The sequence below is a fragment of the Kribbella shirazensis genome (genome assembly GCF_011761605.1).
GTDB lineage: Bacteria > Actinomycetota > Actinomycetes > Propionibacteriales > Kribbellaceae > Kribbella > Kribbella shirazensis.
The window spans coordinates 5045149-5060862 of sequence record NZ_JAASRO010000001.1 but is presented as its reverse complement, the minus strand read 5'-3'; the positions used below and the strand labels follow the sequence as shown (position 1 = coordinate 5060862).

General features: G+C 68.9%; 19 protein-coding genes. 10 read left to right on the top strand and 9 right to left on the bottom strand.

What is annotated here, in order from left to right; genetic code table 11:
- Window positions 1–3: 3 nt before the first annotated feature.
- Genes BJY22_RS24475 through BJY22_RS24465 form a run of 3 tightly spaced genes read right to left on the bottom strand, consistent with a single transcriptional unit; the run spans window position 4 to window position 3544 of the window.
- The gene (locus tag BJY22_RS24475) at window positions 4–981 is read right to left on the bottom strand and encodes a PEP/pyruvate-binding domain-containing protein (RefSeq protein ID WP_167210536.1); all 978 of its coding nucleotides are present in this window, start codon (window positions 979–981) and stop codon (window positions 4–6) included.
- A gap of 13 nt (window positions 982–994) precedes the next feature.
- Window positions 995–2002, bottom strand: a complete 1008-nt coding sequence (gene gap, locus BJY22_RS24470) for a type I glyceraldehyde-3-phosphate dehydrogenase (RefSeq protein ID WP_167210533.1) — start codon at window positions 2000–2002, stop codon at window positions 995–997.
- Window positions 2003–2035: 33 nt separating this feature from the next.
- Window positions 2036–3544, bottom strand: a complete 1509-nt coding sequence (locus tag BJY22_RS24465) for a DUF4389 domain-containing protein (RefSeq protein WP_238350446.1) — start codon at window positions 3542–3544, stop codon at window positions 2036–2038.
- A 151-nt stretch (window positions 3545–3695) separates the two neighbouring features.
- On the opposite strand from BJY22_RS24465, the gene BJY22_RS24460 reads away from it, so the two are divergent.
- Window positions 3696–4013 carry a 2TM domain-containing protein gene (locus BJY22_RS24460; RefSeq protein WP_167210530.1) on the top strand — a complete coding sequence of 106 codons (318 nt, stop codon included), beginning with the start codon at window positions 3696–3698 and terminating at the stop codon, window positions 4011–4013.
- A gap of 35 nt (window positions 4014–4048) precedes the next feature.
- Here BJY22_RS24460 and BJY22_RS24455 read toward each other — a convergent pair whose 3' ends face one another.
- The gene (locus BJY22_RS24455) at window positions 4049–4660 is read right to left on the bottom strand and encodes an Rv1733c family protein (RefSeq protein WP_167210527.1); all 612 of its coding nucleotides are present in this window, start codon (window positions 4658–4660) and stop codon (window positions 4049–4051) included.
- 111 nt (window positions 4661–4771) lie between these two features.
- On the opposite strand from BJY22_RS24455, the gene ppk2 reads away from it, so the two are divergent.
- Window positions 4772–5566, top strand: a complete 795-nt coding sequence (gene ppk2, locus BJY22_RS24450) for a polyphosphate kinase 2 (RefSeq protein ID WP_167210524.1) — start codon at window positions 4772–4774, stop codon at window positions 5564–5566.
- A gap of 92 nt (window positions 5567–5658) precedes the next feature.
- Complete coding sequence (locus BJY22_RS43070) at window positions 5659–6450, top strand: 2-oxo acid dehydrogenase subunit E2 (RefSeq protein WP_202891244.1); 792 nt, start codon at window positions 5659–5661, stop codon at window positions 6448–6450.
- A 5-nt stretch (window positions 6451–6455) separates the two neighbouring features.
- Here BJY22_RS43070 and BJY22_RS24440 read toward each other — a convergent pair whose 3' ends face one another.
- The 4 genes from BJY22_RS24440 to BJY22_RS24425 are packed head-to-tail and all read right to left on the bottom strand — an operon-like array spanning window position 6456 to window position 8995.
- A complete protein-coding gene (locus BJY22_RS24440; protein WP_167210521.1) occupies window positions 6456–6965 on the bottom strand; it encodes a DsrE/DsrF/DrsH-like family protein in 510 nt (169 codons plus the stop codon).
- Window positions 6966–6979: 14 nt separating this feature from the next.
- Window positions 6980–7273 (bottom strand): TusE/DsrC/DsvC family sulfur relay protein, encoded by a 294-nt coding sequence (locus BJY22_RS24435; RefSeq protein WP_167210518.1) that lies wholly within the window; start codon window positions 7271–7273, stop codon window positions 6980–6982.
- Window positions 7270–8514 (bottom strand): type III sulfide quinone reductase, selenoprotein subtype, encoded by a 1245-nt coding sequence (gene sqr / locus BJY22_RS24430; RefSeq protein ID WP_167210515.1) that lies wholly within the window; start codon window positions 8512–8514, stop codon window positions 7270–7272. The genes BJY22_RS24435 and sqr overlap by 4 nt, the downstream gene beginning before the upstream one ends.
- Window positions 8515–8569: 55 nt before the next feature.
- Window positions 8570–8995: an Hsp20/alpha crystallin family protein gene (locus tag BJY22_RS24425; RefSeq protein ID WP_167210512.1), complete on the bottom strand. Its 426-nt coding sequence runs from the start codon at window positions 8993–8995 to the stop codon at window positions 8570–8572.
- 152 nt (window positions 8996–9147) lie between these two features.
- Between BJY22_RS24425 and BJY22_RS24420 the strand changes: the two genes are divergently transcribed.
- The 4 genes from BJY22_RS24420 (at window position 9148) to BJY22_RS24405 (ending at window position 13519) form a co-directional block, all read left to right on the top strand.
- On the top strand, window positions 9148–10158 hold the full coding sequence (locus BJY22_RS24420) for a lysylphosphatidylglycerol synthase transmembrane domain-containing protein (protein WP_167210509.1): 1011 nt from the start codon (window positions 9148–9150) through the stop codon (window positions 10156–10158).
- An 81-nt stretch (window positions 10159–10239) separates the two neighbouring features.
- Window positions 10240–10557 (top strand): hypothetical protein, encoded by a 318-nt coding sequence (locus BJY22_RS24415; protein WP_167210507.1) that lies wholly within the window; start codon window positions 10240–10242, stop codon window positions 10555–10557.
- Window positions 10558–10562: 5 nt separating this feature from the next.
- Window positions 10563–10913, top strand: coding sequence for a hypothetical protein (locus BJY22_RS24410; RefSeq protein ID WP_167210504.1), 351 nt, complete (start codon window positions 10563–10565; stop codon window positions 10911–10913).
- Window positions 10910–13519 (top strand): cation-translocating P-type ATPase, encoded by a 2610-nt coding sequence (locus BJY22_RS24405; RefSeq protein WP_167210501.1) that lies wholly within the window; start codon window positions 10910–10912, stop codon window positions 13517–13519. Before BJY22_RS24410 ends, BJY22_RS24405 begins: the two co-directional genes overlap by 4 nt.
- A 43-nt stretch (window positions 13520–13562) precedes the next feature.
- On the opposite strand, the gene BJY22_RS24400 is transcribed toward BJY22_RS24405, so the two are convergent.
- Complete coding sequence (locus tag BJY22_RS24400; RefSeq protein ID WP_167210497.1) at window positions 13563–13838, bottom strand: DUF1876 domain-containing protein; 276 nt, start codon at window positions 13836–13838, stop codon at window positions 13563–13565.
- Between the two features lie 164 nt (window positions 13839–14002).
- On the opposite strand from BJY22_RS24400, the gene BJY22_RS24395 reads away from it, so the two are divergent.
- The 3 genes from BJY22_RS24395 to BJY22_RS24385 all read left to right on the top strand — a co-directional run bounded on the left by BJY22_RS24395 (window position 14003) and on the right by BJY22_RS24385 (window position 15667).
- Window positions 14003–14215: a hypothetical protein gene (locus tag BJY22_RS24395; RefSeq protein WP_167210494.1), complete on the top strand. Its 213-nt coding sequence runs from the start codon at window positions 14003–14005 to the stop codon at window positions 14213–14215.
- Window positions 14216–14349: 134 nt separating this feature from the next.
- A complete protein-coding gene (locus tag BJY22_RS24390) occupies window positions 14350–14979 on the top strand; it encodes a DUF4118 domain-containing protein (protein ID WP_167210491.1) in 630 nt (209 codons plus the stop codon).
- Window positions 14945–15667: a DUF2249 domain-containing protein gene (locus BJY22_RS24385; RefSeq protein ID WP_167210488.1), complete on the top strand. Its 723-nt coding sequence runs from the start codon at window positions 14945–14947 to the stop codon at window positions 15665–15667. The genes BJY22_RS24390 and BJY22_RS24385 overlap by 35 nt, the downstream gene beginning before the upstream one ends.
- The last annotated feature ends 47 nt before the right edge of the window (window positions 15668–15714 follow it).

The following is a 15714-nucleotide window of genomic DNA, read 5'->3' as shown; positions in this document are numbered from 1 at the left end:
CCGTCACCCGAGCTGCGGCTGGAGGACGGAACGGCCGCAGGCCTGGACAACGACCTGGGGCACCGCACCCGGCCGGGCTTCCAGTGCGTACAGCTCGCCGGACACCCCGTCCTTCGCCCACTCGAGCGTCGTCGGACGCCGGAGGCGCTGGTCGGCCAGGACCGACCAGCAGGCGAGCTCCCGGAGTTCCTCGTCGGCCAGCACGAACGCGGCCCGCTCGGCCGGCGTCGTTTCGACGGTCCGGGTGCCGCGCGGGTCGGTGTACACGGTCTTGGTGAGCTTGGCGCCGCGGTGCTTCACAATCATCGGGCGGGGTCCGGGGTGGACCGAGTACTGGTCCGCCTCGGCGGGTGGCGGCTCGCCCAGCCCCCAGGACGCGCGCACGCGGACGAACGTGCTCTCACCGTGGGCCGTCCCGGATCCGCCGAGGTCGGCGCGCACCATCCGCTGCACCAGTACCGGCATCGCGGCGCGGATGTGATCAACCCCCAGCGCCTCGCGATTGCCGACGGCAACTGTGCCGAACAGCGACGCGAAACACCGCCGGCAGGCCGCGAGGACGTCCTGCGCGGTGTCGAGGTGCAGGAAGACCTCGTCCTGCACCCCGTCGGGCAACGTCCCCGGGCTGCACCGGACGGCCACCTCCGTGCCGTCGCCTCCCAGCTCCCGGTAGGCAGCGAGAATCTCGTCCACCACCGCGGGCGGCAACCAGGCGTCGCGGAACGCGGAGCGGATCTCGGCCGCCGCCACGACGAGATCGCGGCCGGCCCGGTACCTACGGATCGCCTGCGCGATGGTCGGCCCCAGCCGAGCGTCGCGGACGAACTCCCGGTACGCCGCGGCCGTCACCGCGAAACCCTCCGGAACCCGGATCCCATCCCGGGCCAGCTCGGTCAGCCGGGCAGCCTTGGCACCTACCTGCGCGGAGTCCACGGCCGCCTCCGCGGCGCCGTTCAGCCGGACGACATACTCGGGGTTCATGACTGACCTCCACTCACAGCGAGGCGGCGACGAGCGCAGTCAGATCGACCAGGCGGCTCGTGTAGCCCCATTCGTTGTCGTACCACCCGAAGACCTTCACGAGGTGGTCCTGGACCTGGGTGAGCTGTGCGTCGAAGATGCACGACGCCGGGTCGCCGATGATGTCCCGGGACACGATCGGATCCTCGGTGTACCGGAGAATTCCCTTCAGCGGACCGGCCGCGGCGTCGGCGAACGCCTGGTTCACCTGCTCGGCCGTGACCGTCGTGGAGAGCTCGACCGACAGGTCGGTCAGAGAGCCGTCCTCGACCGGCACCCGAACGGCGACGCCGTCGATCTTGCCGGCCAACTCCGGGATCACCAGCCCCACCGCGCGGGCCGCACCGGTGCTCGTCGGGATCAGGTTCGCAGCACCGGAACGGCCACGCCGCAGGTCCTTGTGCGGGGAGTCCAGCAGCACCTGGTCATTGGTGTAACTGTGGATCGTCGTCATCAGGCCGCGCTCGATCCCGAAGGCCTGGTGAAGTACCGACACCATCGGCGCCACGCAGTTCGTCGTGCACGAAGCGTTCGAGACGACATCGTGGGTCGCCGGGTCGTAGTCGTCCTCGTTGACGCCCAGGACGAGGGTCGCGTCGACGTCCTTGCCCGGCACGGACAGGATGACCTTGCGGGCACCGGCGGTCAGGTGCGCCGCCGCGGCGTCCCGCGTGCGGAACTTGCCGGTCGACTCGATCACGATGTCGGCACCCACCGCAGCCCAGTCGAGCTCGGCAGGGTCACGCTCGGCGGTCGCCCGGATGCTGCGGCCGCCGACCGTGATCGTGTCCTCGGTGTGACCGACCTCCTGCTTCAGGGGTCCGTACGTCGAGTCGTAACGGAGCAGGTGGGCGAGCGTCGCCGGTGTGGCGATGTCGTTGATCGCGACCACCTCGATGCCGTCGGATCCGCGTTCGAGGACGCACCGCAGGTAGTCCCGCCCGATCCGCCCGAACCCGTTGATCCCAACTCGTACGCTCATGATCGACCCTTCAGTCAGTGGTGTCAGTCGCCTCTATTCCACCCGTGGGACCGGTGGTCCCTGCAGAGTCGAAGGTCCCGGCCGCGGCCGCCGGACGACCGCCAGCACGACGAGAACAAGTCCCAGCACGAGCGTCACGCCCGCGCTCGCCAGGACCGCGATCCAGGCCCACTCCAGCGCCGGCGCGGTCGCTCCGACATCGGTCCGCACGTTGACGTTCGCGCTGGCGTCCGCAGTCATCACCACGAGCGTCCATTCGCCGTTCTCGACCGGCCAGGTGATCGTCTGCTCCCCAGGACCGGACGCCTTGACACGCCAGATCATCAGCTCGTCAGGCAACGTCGTGGGCGCTCCGCCGGCATGTTCGACGTACGTCGTGTCGTCCGGCCCGATCGCCGTGACCGTCGTGTAGCCGATGCCGGCCAGGTAGCCGCTCACATCGGCGGACCTCGCCAGACCGACGAAGACCGGCGAGCCGTCGGTCGAGGCCACCCTCACCCGGACGTCGCCGAACCAGCTGCGTGGGACCGTCGTCGCCCCGACGTCGATGGTGAAGTTCTCGCTGGCCAGCGCGTACCCCGTCGTACTCAGCGCCACCTGGTCCGAAGTCACGTAACCCGCGGTGTCCCGGCGTCCTTGGTCGAGCCACGCCAGCGCACCGCCGACCGCGAGTCCGACGACCGACGCCAGCGTCACCACGACGCCGACGACCAGCGCGACGATCCGCCCGGCCGACATCCGCGGCGTCGCCTCCCGCATCGGCGGACCGGCGGGCGGAACAGCGGGCGGCGGGCCTGCGGGCGGCGTGCCACCCGGCATGACACGGGCCGGCGTCGAGTCCGCAGTCAGCGGCTCGTGGAGTCGCGTCGTACCGGGATCGTCACCGCCCATGTCCAGGCGGAACGGCGGGTACTGGTCGACCATCAGCCCGGCGTACGCCGCGACCCGCAACGCCCACCGGTTCATTCCGAGCACCAGATCGAACACCGACCGCGGATACCGGCCCGTGAACAGCAACACCACCGCCGCCACGAGAACGAGAAGCCCGACCAGACCGCCGCCCCAGGCCCAGGCCCGATCGTCGGCGGTCGTCGCGAACCAGGTCCCGCCACCGACGAAGAACCCGACCACGATGTAGTGCGGGATCGCCAGCAACCACCACTTGACCAGCACCAGCCCGCGGGAAAGGTGCTCCGGGTACTTCACCTCGAGATGCGCCGGGTAAGCCGGTACGTCCTCCAACGTGAACGGCGGGTACTTGTCAGTGCCCAACGCGCCGTACGCGTAGAACTCCACGCGCCACGTCCAGCGCAGTACCCCGACGTTGAAGTCGAAGATCCCGCGCGGGTACCGCCGGGTGAACAGGATCGCGAAGAACGCCACCAGGCTCAGCACCGCGAACGCGATCCACAACACCGCCAGCATGAACAGGTGCGGTATCACCAGCACCCATTTCACCAGCCACAACCAGCGATTCAGCCGGTCGTCGAGCGCCCCGTCCACCCGGACCGGGTACGTCCCTGAACTCATCGCGGTAGTCATCAGACCCTCCCGTCAGTCGTCCGTTGCAGCCAGCGTCGATCCGGAACCGCTACACCAGCAGGGCCGAAGGTCCCGCCCGAGGCACGTCTTGCTGCCCTGACCGGACAGCGCGCACCGGCGCACGGTGGAAGTGATGAGCAAGGAGGCAGTCATGGACGACAAGACAGTGCTCGACAAGACGGCCGTCGACCGGACCGGTCCGCCGCGGACCGATGACGACCTGCGTGAGCAGGCGGTGACCGAGCTGCAGAAGCGGCGTGAGCTCGCCGGTCACCTGATGGCGTTCGTCCTGGTGAACACCTTCCTGGTGATCATCTGGTACGTCACCGGAGCCGGCTTCTTCTGGCCGGTCTTCCCGATCTTCGCCTGGGGCATCGGCGTCGTCTTCCACACCTGGGACGTGCTGTGGCCGCAACCCACCGAGAGCTCGATCCGCTCCACCATGGACCGGATCGCCCGTCGCAAATAGCAGCCGTCACGGAGCCGGTCGCGGCCGGCTCCAGCCTACTTCTGGCCATGGAGCCATCGCGGTGCAACGGTCTCCCATTGAGCGTCCCAGTCCCGGGTACGGCGGCGGTCCAGCGGGAGGCGGGCGAGAAGGAACTGGCCCCACAGCAGGAGCCACGCCCCAGGAACGATCAGGAAGCCGGCCAAGGCACCGAAAGCGGCGCTGTCCGAGCGGGAACGCGGCGCGGCCACGATGCTGCCGGACCGGTCGAGCCAGATCGTCACCTCGACGCCTGGTTTCGTTCCCACCACGACACTCGCCGTCCCCTCGCGCTCGATGCCCTGCGGATCGACATACGAGACCCGGGCCCGCGACAGCACGTCACCGGGAGCACTGGGAACCGTCCGTTCGGTGCTCTCCAGCGTCCGCGCCCCCACCTCGTGCAGAGCGGCTCGCTGGTGCGCTGCCGTCGCCTCCAGCGAGTTCCGAACGCCGATTCCGACCGCTGCCCCCACCGGGATCATCAGCAGGGCGACGAGTAGCACACTCCACAGCAGCACAGCTTCGAGCCGGTCCGACGGCCGGCGTAACGGATTCCGGCCGACGCCCAGCCGACGGGCCTGCATGAGCACCCACAGCTCCCCAGAACGATGGTTCACGGCGCTCATCCCAATCCCCTCCCCGATCCGGAGCTCCAGCCTCGCCCGGCGGAGGAGGCCCGGATCAGGGCCTAAGGTCCCGACCTTCTCGGACCACTCGTCCCGCCGTATCGTGCTTCGATGAAGCGAATGCCGAAGAAGCGGTACGAGCAGGAACTGCTACGGCTGCAGGCCGAGCTGGTGACGTTGCAGGAATGGGTGCGCGTCGAGAACGCCCGGGTCGTCGTGGTCTTCGAAGGCCGGGACGCGGCCGGCAAGGGCAGCACGATCAAGCGCGTCACGCAGTACCTCAATCCCCGCGTCGCCCGGATCGCCGCCCTGCCCGCGCCGACCGAGCGGGAACGGACCCAGTGGTACTTCCAGCGGTACGTCGAGCAACTGCCCGCCGCCGGGGAGATCGTGCTGTTCGACCGCAGCTGGTACAACCGGGCCGGCGTCGAGCACGTGATGGGGTTCTGCACGAACCAGGAGTACGCACGCTTCCTGCACCAGTGCCCGATCTTCGAGCGGCTGCTGATCGAGGACGGCATCCTGCTGCGCAAGTACTGGTTCTCGGTCAGCGACAGCGAACAGGAGAACCGCTTCCGCAGCCGCCTCGAGGATCCGATGCGGCGCTGGAAACTGTCGCCGATGGACCTGGAGTCGATCAGCCGCTGGGAGGACTACTCACGCGCCAAGGACGAAATGTTCGTGCACACCGACATCCCCGAGGCGCCCTGGTACGTCGTGGAGAGCGAGGACAAGCGCTCCGCCCGGATCAACATGATCGCGCACCTGCTGTCGACGATCCCGTACCACGAGGTCCAGCGCCTGCCGCTCGAACTACCGCGCCGGCCACCGTCCAAGGGCTACGAACGCCCGCCGCGCGAGATGCAGACCCACGTCCCCGACCACGCCGCCCGCCTGCGCGACTGAGGCCGAAGGTCCCGCTTCGCAGGGGGCGATGGACTGGTGTGGAGAACGCCTGAACAGCCGATGCTCGACTCAGATCGTGCAGGAGGTGGACCGTGGGCGTACAGGTCAGAGCGGTGCCGTGGGTTCGGCAACTGGTGATCGACACCGGCCGGGCCGCGCGACGAAGACACGCCATCCACGGCCTCTTCGAGGTCGACGTGACCTCCGCCCGTGCGGCGCTGCGTCGCAACGGCGAAGGACACTACTTCACGGCGTTCGTGATCCACTGTGTCGCCGCAGCGGTCGCCGAGGATCCCACTGTGCAGGCGTACCGCGACCCGCGCGGCCGCGAAGTCGTGTTCGACGAGGTCGACATCGGGCTGCCGGTCGAGGTGGTCGTGGACGGGCAGCCGTTCGCATTCACCCACGTACTCCGGGACGCCGCGCGACGTAGCGTCGACGAGCTCTACGACGAGATCCACGCGGTGAAGACCGATCCGCACCTGAGCCCGTCGGTCCGCAAAGCCCCCTGGGTCCACGCGTACCTGTTGCTCCCCGGCTTCGTCCGCGTCGCGCTGCTCGGGTCCCTGCATCGCCTGCCGCACCGCCAACGGGCCCTCGCCGGCACCGTCGGCGTGACCGCTGTCGGCATGTTCGGCGCCGGGGGCGGCTGGGGCATCGGGTTCCAGTTGCACACCCTGAGCATCGTGGTCGGCGGTGTCGCCCGGAGACCGATCTTCTTCCAGGGCGTCCTGGTCGAACGGGAGTTCCTGCAGCTGACCGTCAGCCTCGACCACGACGTCGTCGACGGCGCCCCGGCGGCCCGCTTCGTCGGCCGGCTCCGCGAGCTGATCACCTCCGGCGACGGGATCCGCCCCGCGGTCAGCTGGATGAAACCGGCCTGACGCCCTCAGACGAAGATGATCTGCGCTCCCTCGGTCTTCTCGATGAAGTCGGCGGCGCTGATGATGCCTTCGACGTCTTCGGAGAGGTCGGACTCGTCGAGGTGCATCATGTCCGCCGACATCCGGCAGGCCCAGAGGTGGCCGCCGGAAGCGACGATCTGCTCCAGGAAGTCCGGGACGTCGGGGACGCCGATGTCCTGGATCTGCTTCTTCATCTGGTGGGTGGCCATCGCGGTCATACCGGGCAGGCCGCCCAGGCCCTGCGGCAGATGTGTCGCGGTGTTGCCGAGCATGGTGAACTTCAGGTCGTGCATCCGCGACTTGGTGATCATGTCGAAGCCCCAGAACGTGAAGAACAGATGCGTCTCCACGCCTTCCCCGAGGGCGGCATTGGCCAGGACCAGGCCGGGGTAGGCCATGTCCAGGTTGCCCTTCGAGCAGATGATGGCCAGCTTGCGGCCCTCGGTCGCCTCGTCGCCGAAGTTCGGCACCTCCAGCGGCATCGTGGTGGTCATGGTGATGTCTCCTCTCACACGCAACCGCGGGGCTTGGGCAGACCGGCGATGTAGGCCATCTTCTTGGCCGGCTTGCTCGGGAACAGGGCGAACAGCTGCTTGACCGGGATCCCGGCCAGTGTCGACACCCGGCGCAGCGTGGCGGTCTCGCCGTGCGTCGGATAGTCCGCGCGCAGGAAGCGGATCGCCTTCCAGTGCTCGTCGGTGAGCTCGATCCCGATCCGGGCCGCGAGCTGTACTGCGAGATCCTCGGTCCACTCGTCGTACTCCGTCATGAACCCTCCGGCGTCGACATGGACTGTGGTCATGGTCGGACCTCCTCGTCCGGTCGGTGTTTGCCGCTCATCGACATCCGGCTGGGCACCGGGAGGCGGCGGCCCTTCAGCAGCGGGTGCCAGTAGATCCAGCGGAACGCGAGCTTGCCCCAGTGGTTCGCCTTCGTCTCGCGGAGCAGGGACAGCGGACCCAGTCGTCCCAGCGGGAAGCGGCCGGGCAGCGGCTCGGTGTCGTAGTTGAAGTCGATCAGCAGGCCCTTGCCGTGGCCGGTTTCGACGAAGCAGTTCGCGTGGCCGTCGAAGCGGTGCGTCATCGCGACGCCTTCGACGTACTGGAGGAAGTTCTCGACGAAGATCTCGCTCGAGAAGTGCGCGACGGATCCGGCCTTCGAGGTCGGCAGGTCGTTGGCATCGCCAACGGCGAAGATGTCAGGATACGCGCGCGACTGGAGCGTGTGCTTGTCCACCGGTACGTAGTTCAGTTCGTCACCGAGATCCGAGGCCGCGACGAAGTCGGCGCCCATGTTGAGTGGCACGGTGACGAGCAGGTCGTAGTCGATCTCGCGCTCGTCATAGCTCACCAGGGTCTTGCGCTCGGCATCGACGCGCTCGACCAGGAAGTCGGTCTCAACGGTGATCTTCCGCTCGTCGAGCAGCCGGCCGAGGTACCGCGACGCGATCGGCTTGGTGAACGCGCCGTCCAGCGGTGTCACGTACACCAGCTCCACCTGATCGCGCATCTCACGGCGGCGGAAGAACGCCTCCACGAGGAAGGTGAACTCCAACGGCGCGACCGGGCACTTGATCGGCTGGTCGACGACGTGGACCACCAGCCGCCCGCCGGTGAACTCCTGCAGCGCCTCGCGCAGGGCGAACGCACCGTCGTACGTGTAGAAGTCGTGAATACTGCGTCGCCACTCCGCACCCAGCATCCCGGGAGTCTGGTCCGGTCGCGGACTGGTTCCGGTGGCGACGACCAGGTAGTCGTAACCGACCACGTCGCCGTCGAACAACCGGACCGATTTGCGCTCCGGGTCGACAGTCGCGACCTCTCCGATCAGCAGCTGGACTCCGTTCCGCAACAGCCGCCGACGGGATCTCAGCAGATCTACGCGGCCACCGAACGGGACGAACAGCAGTCCCGGCTGGTACAGGTGGTCGCGCTGCCGGTCGATCACCGTGATCCGCCACTCGTCCAGCGACAACCGGCGCCGTAGCTTGTTGGCCACCACCGTGCCGGCCGTTCCGCCCCCCAGAATCACCAACCGCTTCATCTCGCGTCCTTTCGCGATGGGGCCCGGCCGGATACGGCCGGCCGGGCCGGGTGCGTCAGTCGGTGTGCTCGATCGTGACCGTCCGCGTCTCGGCGGGCTTCGCCGAGATCGGCACGATCACTTCGAGGATTCCGGCCGTGTACTTCGCGACGACCGCCTGCTCGTCGGCCCCGTCCGGCAGCAGCACCCGGCGGGTGAGCGTGCCGTAGTGGAACTCGGAGCGAGCGCCGTCGTGCTCCTCCTGCTGGCGAGTCGCGGAGATGGTCAGCATCCCGTTCGCGACCTCGACCTTGATGTCCTTCTCCGGATCCAGACCGGGCAGCTCCGCGCGGACGACGTACTTGTCCTCGTCGGTGAACTCCTCGATCCGGACGCCGCGCATCGTCGCCGGCAACGTGAACAAGCTCGGCAGGCCCTCGGCCCAGTCGAACAGATCCGCGAACTGCCGCCTGCTGTCCCGGTGCTGCAGCGTGGTCGCCATGTCTTCTCCTTCCTGTCGCCCTTCCCTGTACTTCCACCTCACCTCGCGACACGACGCGTCAGCAGGGCCGTCCGCACCGGATCACCCCGGACCTTCGGCCCTGCCGCAGCACTGTCCGGACGCCCAGGCTGCAGGGTGGGAGGGAGCGGCCCATGGATCCTGCGACCGGGCTCCGGCCCGCCTGGCGCCGCCGGGTCTGGGCCGCGGTCTCCCTCCTCGTCGTACTCGTCCTGGCCGAGTACGTCGTGCTCCCGAAACTCACCCTGGCCCGGGAGTCACTCGACCGTGTCGCACATCTCAACCCGGCCTGGGTCATCGCTGCCGTCACACTCGAAGTCGCCTGCCTCGTCAGCTACTCGCTCTTCACGCGGGCCCTGCTCGGCGCTGCTCAGGTGCGGTTCTCCTGGATCCTGCGTACCGACGTCACCGGGTACGGCGTGAGCCACGTCATCCCCGGCGGCGCGGCGACAGCGACCGCCCTGCGCTTCCGGCTGCTGCAGGCCGGTGGCGCGACACCGGACGACATCACCGCTACCATCACGGCGGAAGCCGTCGGCTCGTACCTCGCGCTGCTGCTGATCGCCTGGCTGACCTCGATCCCCGCCCTGTTCCTGCAGGACGCGACCTCGGCGTACCTCGCCCTGTTCCTGGTCGGCCTGGCGGCCTTGGCCTGCGGCGTGCTCGCCGTCCGTCGGCGGTCCGCCCTCGACCGGCTCGCCGCCGGCGCGTTGGGCGCGGCGCTTCATCGACTCCCCCGCCGGACCCGACCGTGGATCACGTCGGTCGCGGTCCGGCTCCGTGGGCTACTGGCCGATCACGAGGTACGCAAGGCCTTTCTCACCTGGGCAACGCTCAACTGGCTGCTCGACGCTGCCGTCCTCTGGACCTTCCTCGCCGCGTACGACGAACCAGTGAACCCGATCCCCTTGCTCATCGCGTACTGCGCCGCGAACCTCGCCGCCGCCGTACCCCTCACCCCTGGCGGCATCGCGGTGGTCGAGGGCATCGCGATCTCGACCCTCATCGGCTTCGGCGTCGCGGGGCAGGCAACCGTCCTCGCGGTCCTGTCCTGGCGTCTTGTGCAGTTCTGGGGCCCGGTCCCGGCGGCCGGCCTGTGCTACCTGAGCCTGCAGGCTCAGAGCGCAACGGCCCACCCGAAGTAGGACCAACGCCCCATGCGCCGCGTCCTGGCAGGACGGATGCTCGAACCGCAGCCGCCTACCTGTTCAGCGAAGGGAGCCATCATGTCCAAGTCGTCGACCACCGAGGTACGCCAGGCTCCGGCCTCCTCCAAGGGCTGGTTCGTCTGGATGACCGGACTGTGGATCGTGTTCTTCGTGCTGATGCAGCAAGGCCGGCTCGACGACCTGGCCGCCTCGATCCGCGACCTGCCGATCATCGCCGAGATCGTGGTCTGGATCGTCTTCTTCCCACAGGTCCTGGCCACCGCCGTCTGGACCGGCGGATGGTCCGAAGGACTGCGGGTCACGCTCGTGGTGCTGTTCGCCCTCTTCTGGACCGTGGTTTCGATTCCACGGCCCAAGAGCTCCGGCCGGCGGTGAGTCCGGTGAGACTGAGGGTTCGCGACGTCTTCGCACTGTTGTTGCTCGTCGCTGTGCTGGTGCCGTACGTCGGGTATCTCGTCGACGGTGAGATGCCGCTGATCGAGAACGCGCAGGCGATGGCCTCCACCGGCTTGCTCCTGGGCGGTCTCGCATTCTGGGTGATCCGCGGTGGGCAGCAAACCTGGCGGCTCGGCAAGGCCGAGGCCGGAGCGGCCGGACTCACCTTGGTGCTGTACATCCTGACGATCGCGCTCGCCACAACGTCCGCAGCCGAGCTCCTGCTCGCCGCCTTCATCTGCAGCCTGCTGCTCGTCTTCACCCTCGATCTGCGCGAACCGAAGCCGCGCCTATGACCGTTCAGCAATCGTCGCTGCGCGGCCTCTCGTCCGAGCAGGTCGCACGCGCGCTCGCCGAGCACGGCCCGAACACGATTCCGGCGCCGCGCCCGCCGTCGACCTGGCGGCGGGTCCTGATGCAGCTGCGCGACCCGATGATCCTGTTGCTTCTCGCCGCAGCCGTCCTCACCGCGAGCCTGCGCGACTTCACCGACCTGACCGTGATCCTGGTCGTGGTCATGCTCAACACCACCGTCGGGGTCATCCAGGAGATCCGGGCCGAGCACGCCCTCGCCGCCCTCAACCGGCTGACCGCGCCGCACGCGACCGTGCGGCGCGACGGCCACACCGCCGTCATCCCGTCGGCCGACGTCGTACCCGGGGACCTGATCGTGCTGCAGGCGGGTGACGTGGTCCCGGCCGACCTCGAACTCCTCGACGCCGTCCAGCTCCAGGCCGACGAGTCGACCCTCACCGGAGAATCCGTCCCGGTCGAGAAGGATCCCTCGGACCAGCTGTACGCCGGAACCGTCGTGACCCGAGGTCGCGGAACCGGGACGGTCACCCGAACCGGGCCGTCCAGTGCACTCGGGCGGATCGCCGTACTCCTGTCGAACCAGCGCCCACTGCCGACACCACTGCAGCGCAGACTGGCCGCGCTCAGCCGACTGCTGAGCATCATCGCCGTCGCGCTGTCCGCGATCGTCGCCGTCGCCGGTCTCGTCCGCGGTCTGCCGCTCCCCTCGATGATCGTCACCGCGGTCAGCCTCACGGTGGCCGCCGTACCCGAGTCGCTGCCCGCGGTCGTCACGCTCGCCCTGGCCATCGGCGCGCACCGCATGGCTCAGCGCGCCGCGGTCGTCCGCAAACTGCCAGCGGTCGAGACTCTCGGCGCCGTCACCATGGTCGCCACCGACAAGACCGGCACCATCACCGAAGGCATCATGCAGGCCGAGCGCCTGTGGACCGATTCCGGAACGGCGATCGCCACCGGCACCGGCTACGATCCCGACGGCGACCTTCGCCCGGGATCTGCCTCAACTCCCGCTGTGCACTCCGCCGGTGACAATCCGGCCGAGCGCCCGGACGTTCGCCGACTGCTGCGCAACGTTGCCTTGTGCAACGACGCGGACCTGGCACCGCCGACCGGCGAGCATCCCCACTGGAGGGCGATCGGAGACCCGACCGAGGCTGCACTGCTCACCCTCGCGCACCGCGGATCCGTCGATCCCGACCGTCTCCAGGCCGGCCATCCGCGGATCCACGAGGTTCCGTTCGACAGCGTGCGCAAGCGCATGACCACGTTCCACCGCATTCCCGGCGACGACGCCGTGCTCGTCGTCGGCAAGGGCGCCCCGGAGGTCATGCTCACCCCCGGCGTCACGTCGTACGGCGACCTCGACCGCGCCCGCGCGGTGGCTGCGGAACTGTCGGAGTCGGGCTATCGCGTCCTCGCCGTGGCCGACAAGGTCGTGCCACCAGACGTCCCCCACACCGAGAACGGACTGCGGCTCGTCGGCCTGATCGCGATCACCGATCCGGTACGACGCAACGCGGCGGACGTCGTCGCCACGTTCACCGAGGCCGGCATCGGGCTGCTCCTGATCACCGGCGACGCCCCCGGGACCGCGCTCGCCGTCGCGAACCGCATCGGCCTCCACGACGGCGAGGTCGTCACCGGCGCAGACATCGACAACGGCAAGGACCCGACCACCGGTCACGTGTTCGCCCGCATCCGTCCGGAACAGAAGCTCGACATCGTGAGCGCCTGGCAGACCGCCGGTCATGTCGTCGCGATGACCGGCGACGGCGTCAACGACGCCCCCGCGCTGCGCCGTGCCGACATCGGGGTCGCGATGGGCAGCGGCGGCACCGAAGTCGCGCGCCAGGCGGCCGACCTCGTCCTCACCGACGACAACCTCGGCACGGTCGAGGCCGCGATCGAAGAAGGGCGGCGGATCTACACCAACATCCGGACGTTCCTCCGCTACGCGCTGAGCGGCGGCCTCGCCGAGGTCCTGGTGATGCTGATCGGTCCTCTGCTCGGCTTCGCCGTACCGCTGCTCCCCGGCCAGATCCTGTGGATCAACATGCTCACCCACGGCCTGCCCGGCGTCGCGATCGGCGCCGAACCCGCCGACCCCAAGACGATGCAGCAAGCGCCCCGCTCACCGCAGGAACAGATCCTCGGCGCCGGCCTCTGGAAGCACATCGCTTGGACCGGTGCACTCATCGCGGCCGTCACTGTCACCGCCGCCATCTGGGCCCGGAGCGTGGGGGCACCCTGGCAGACCATGAGCTACCTCGTTCTCGGACTCGCCCAACTCGGCGTCGCGCTGGCGCTGCGCCGGCCGAACCCACCCGGGACCCGGGCGCTGCGTTTCCTGGACCTCGCCGTCGGCGGCACCCTGGTGACGCTGGTGCTGCCGCTCGTCCTCGAACCGCTGCGGGATCTGCTCGGCCTGCAGGCGGTGACCGGCACCGAGGCCCTGTATGCCGTGGCACTCGCCGCGATACCGGGACTGGTCACTGCGATCCGCCGGCTCGTCCGGCCCGGTGCGGAGAACCTGCACCGCAGGTGGACATGGTGGCGAGCCGGCCACAGACGCTCGACGAGACCCTGACCTCCGGGCACGGCGACGACGCCGGCGCCCGGAACGGCCGACGTCAATCGTGCAGGTGAACGTGCTTGTGGGTGATCGCTTCGATGTCGAACGCTGTGACCTCCAGCAGTTCATGGGCCAGGGCCGACAGGGCCCGCGCCACGGCGAGTTCGTCGCCGATCTCCGCGATCTCGCTGTCGGCCGGATTGCGGCGCGCCGTCCCGCGACCGACCAGGTACGTCTTGTCGTTCGTGTGTAGGCGGGCCTCCGCGTGCGTGGTCCGCTCGTCCTCGTGCTCGTCGACAAAGATGTCGACGCTCCAGCGCCTTGTCGTGGTCATCGCGTCCGTCCTCTCGACTCATCTGGCTACAGTTCTCCTCGCTGCCATCGTCGGAACACGGCGGCCCTCTCACCAGGGCCGTCCGGTCCACCCGCACAGGAACTTCTGCCCTGTCCGTCGAGCAGGAACGACTGTGTGCTGAAAGTGCGAGAAGGGAGCCGGTCATGACCGATCTCGAGAAGAGTCGCGCCCAGCGCGACGCCCAACGCTCCGCCGCCCGCCGCAGGCCGAGCGGTCCGACCACGGCCGATGAGGCGATCATCCGCCACCTCGGCGTCGAGTTCTACAAGGAAAGCCACCAAGCCGCGCGTACGCCGAAGACTCCCGCCCCCATCGACACCGACGAGAAGCCGTCGGACGAGCCGGCCGATCAGTGACCCTTGCCCTTCCGGCCACTCGCCGGGATCCGCGCGCCGCCTGACCAGCCTGCCTCGCAGCCGGGGTAAGGGGGCTGCGGAGGACGGGACTTTCGGCCCTGCGATTGGTGCGCGGCCGGAGGGACCCTGGGCGTATGTTGTTCTCGATCTGGCCTCCCCAGGCCGCGCCGAGTGAGCCGTGGTTCCGACGGCACCCGCGCGTGGCGCTGACGGTTGCCGGAGTGACGTTCGCGGCGATTCTGTCGCTGCGGATGCTGGTCGGGGACCCGATGGACGCTTACTCGATGCTGTACGCCCTGCCGGTTGCGTTGGTCGCGATCACCTGCGGTCTGCGGTCAGGTCTCGCCGCGGGCCTCTTAGCGGTCGGGCTGATCGTGGTGTGGGTGATCGCGCGGGACGTGCCGTTGTCTCCCATGGGATGGGCTTCAAGGGTCGTGCCGCTGCTGCTGCTCGGCCCGTTGCTCGGCGACGCGTCGGATCGGCTGCGCCGGGCCGACGCGGAGCGCCGCCGGCTCGAGGCGGCAGCCCTCCTGCAGCGCGAAGCGATCGAGATCAACGACTCTCTCGTGCAGGGCATGGTCGCGGCCAAGTGGTCACTCGAGGCTACCAATCTCGAAGGCGGCCTACGGATCCTGGACGACACCATCGGCCAGGCCCAGAGTCTGGTCTCAGGCCTGATTCGTAGCGCCGGCCACGGTACCCAGGCCGCCCCCGGGAGAGGACAGGAGAATGAGCGAACCAGTGACCGCGTCCGGCCAGGCTGACGCCACGGCGGCCGAGGCCGTCGAACAACACCATGCGGAACTAGCAGCCGCCCTGTCGTGGCGCCGAGAGGCACTGTCCACGGCGGCCGCTGCTCGCAGATACTCCGAGGCCGACAGGGCCCAGCTGGCGCTGTCGGACTGGTGCCGATCGGAACTCGTGCCGCATGCTCTGGCCGAGGAAGAGACCCTGTACGCCGCAGCGGCGCAACGGCCCGAGGCGAGGTTGCTGGTCGAGGCGATGCTGGCCGAGCACAAGGTCATCGTCCAGCTGGTCGACAACCTGGCAGCCACGACGGAAGTGCAGAACGCCGCGGAGCTGGCCCGGGCGCTCGAGGTCGTGTTCACGTCCCATCTCGCCAAGGAGAACGAGCAGCTGCTGCCGCTGCTGGTAGCCGCCCCGGACGTCTCGGTCACCAATCTGCTCGCCGGCATGCATCAGCTCATCGGGCACGCGCAGGACGACCTGCAGGTGGACAGCCGTGTCATCCCACACAGGATCCGGCACAAGGCGATCTTCGACGCCCTCGACCGACTACGGCCTGGGCAGCGGCTGGTGCTGGTGGCGTCTCATGATCCGCTGCCGCTGCTCGCGCAGCTCCGGGAGCGCGCCCCAGACACCTACGTCGTGGACTACCTCGAACAAGGCCCGGACACCTGGCGGCTGGCGTTCCTGCGTCCCAAGGACTGACAGGCCAGGGACTTTCGGCCCTGTCGCCGCCGTGCCCCTGGTGTGGA

Excerpts from the sequence above, each read along its gene's own strand:
- BJY22_RS24475 (WP_167210536.1), bottom strand. The coding sequence starts at position 981 with ATGAACCCCGAGTATGTCGTCCGGCTGAACGGCGCCGCGGAGGCGGCC.
- gap (WP_167210533.1), bottom strand. The coding sequence starts at position 2,002 with ATGAGCGTACGAGTTGGGATCAACGGGTTCGGGCGGATCGGGCGGGAC.
- BJY22_RS24465 (WP_238350446.1), bottom strand. The coding sequence starts at position 3,544 with ATGACTACCGCGATGAGTTCAGGGACGTACCCGGTCCGGGTGGACGGG.
- BJY22_RS24460 (WP_167210530.1), top strand. The coding sequence starts at position 3,696 with ATGGACGACAAGACAGTGCTCGACAAGACGGCCGTCGACCGGACCGGT.
- BJY22_RS24455 (WP_167210527.1), bottom strand. The coding sequence starts at position 4,660 with ATGAGCGCCGTGAACCATCGTTCTGGGGAGCTGTGGGTGCTCATGCAG.
- ppk2 (WP_167210524.1), top strand. The coding sequence starts at position 4,772 with ATGAAGCGAATGCCGAAGAAGCGGTACGAGCAGGAACTGCTACGGCTG.
- BJY22_RS24440 (WP_167210521.1), bottom strand. The coding sequence starts at position 6,965 with ATGACCACCACGATGCCGCTGGAGGTGCCGAACTTCGGCGACGAGGCG.
- BJY22_RS24435 (WP_167210518.1), bottom strand. The coding sequence starts at position 7,273 with ATGACCACAGTCCATGTCGACGCCGGAGGGTTCATGACGGAGTACGAC.
- sqr (WP_167210515.1), bottom strand. The coding sequence starts at position 8,514 with ATGAAGCGGTTGGTGATTCTGGGGGGCGGAACGGCCGGCACGGTGGTG.
- BJY22_RS24425 (WP_167210512.1), bottom strand. The coding sequence starts at position 8,995 with ATGGCGACCACGCTGCAGCACCGGGACAGCAGGCGGCAGTTCGCGGAT.
- BJY22_RS24420 (WP_167210509.1), top strand. The coding sequence starts at position 9,148 with ATGGATCCTGCGACCGGGCTCCGGCCCGCCTGGCGCCGCCGGGTCTGG.
- BJY22_RS24415 (WP_167210507.1), top strand. The coding sequence starts at position 10,240 with ATGTCCAAGTCGTCGACCACCGAGGTACGCCAGGCTCCGGCCTCCTCC.
- BJY22_RS24405 (WP_167210501.1), top strand. The coding sequence starts at position 10,910 with ATGACCGTTCAGCAATCGTCGCTGCGCGGCCTCTCGTCCGAGCAGGTC.
- BJY22_RS24400 (WP_167210497.1), bottom strand. The coding sequence starts at position 13,838 with ATGACCACGACAAGGCGCTGGAGCGTCGACATCTTTGTCGACGAGCAC.
- BJY22_RS24395 (WP_167210494.1), top strand. The coding sequence starts at position 14,003 with ATGACCGATCTCGAGAAGAGTCGCGCCCAGCGCGACGCCCAACGCTCC.
- BJY22_RS24390 (WP_167210491.1), top strand. The coding sequence starts at position 14,350 with ATGTTGTTCTCGATCTGGCCTCCCCAGGCCGCGCCGAGTGAGCCGTGG.
- BJY22_RS24385 (WP_167210488.1), top strand. The coding sequence starts at position 14,945 with ATGAGCGAACCAGTGACCGCGTCCGGCCAGGCTGACGCCACGGCGGCC.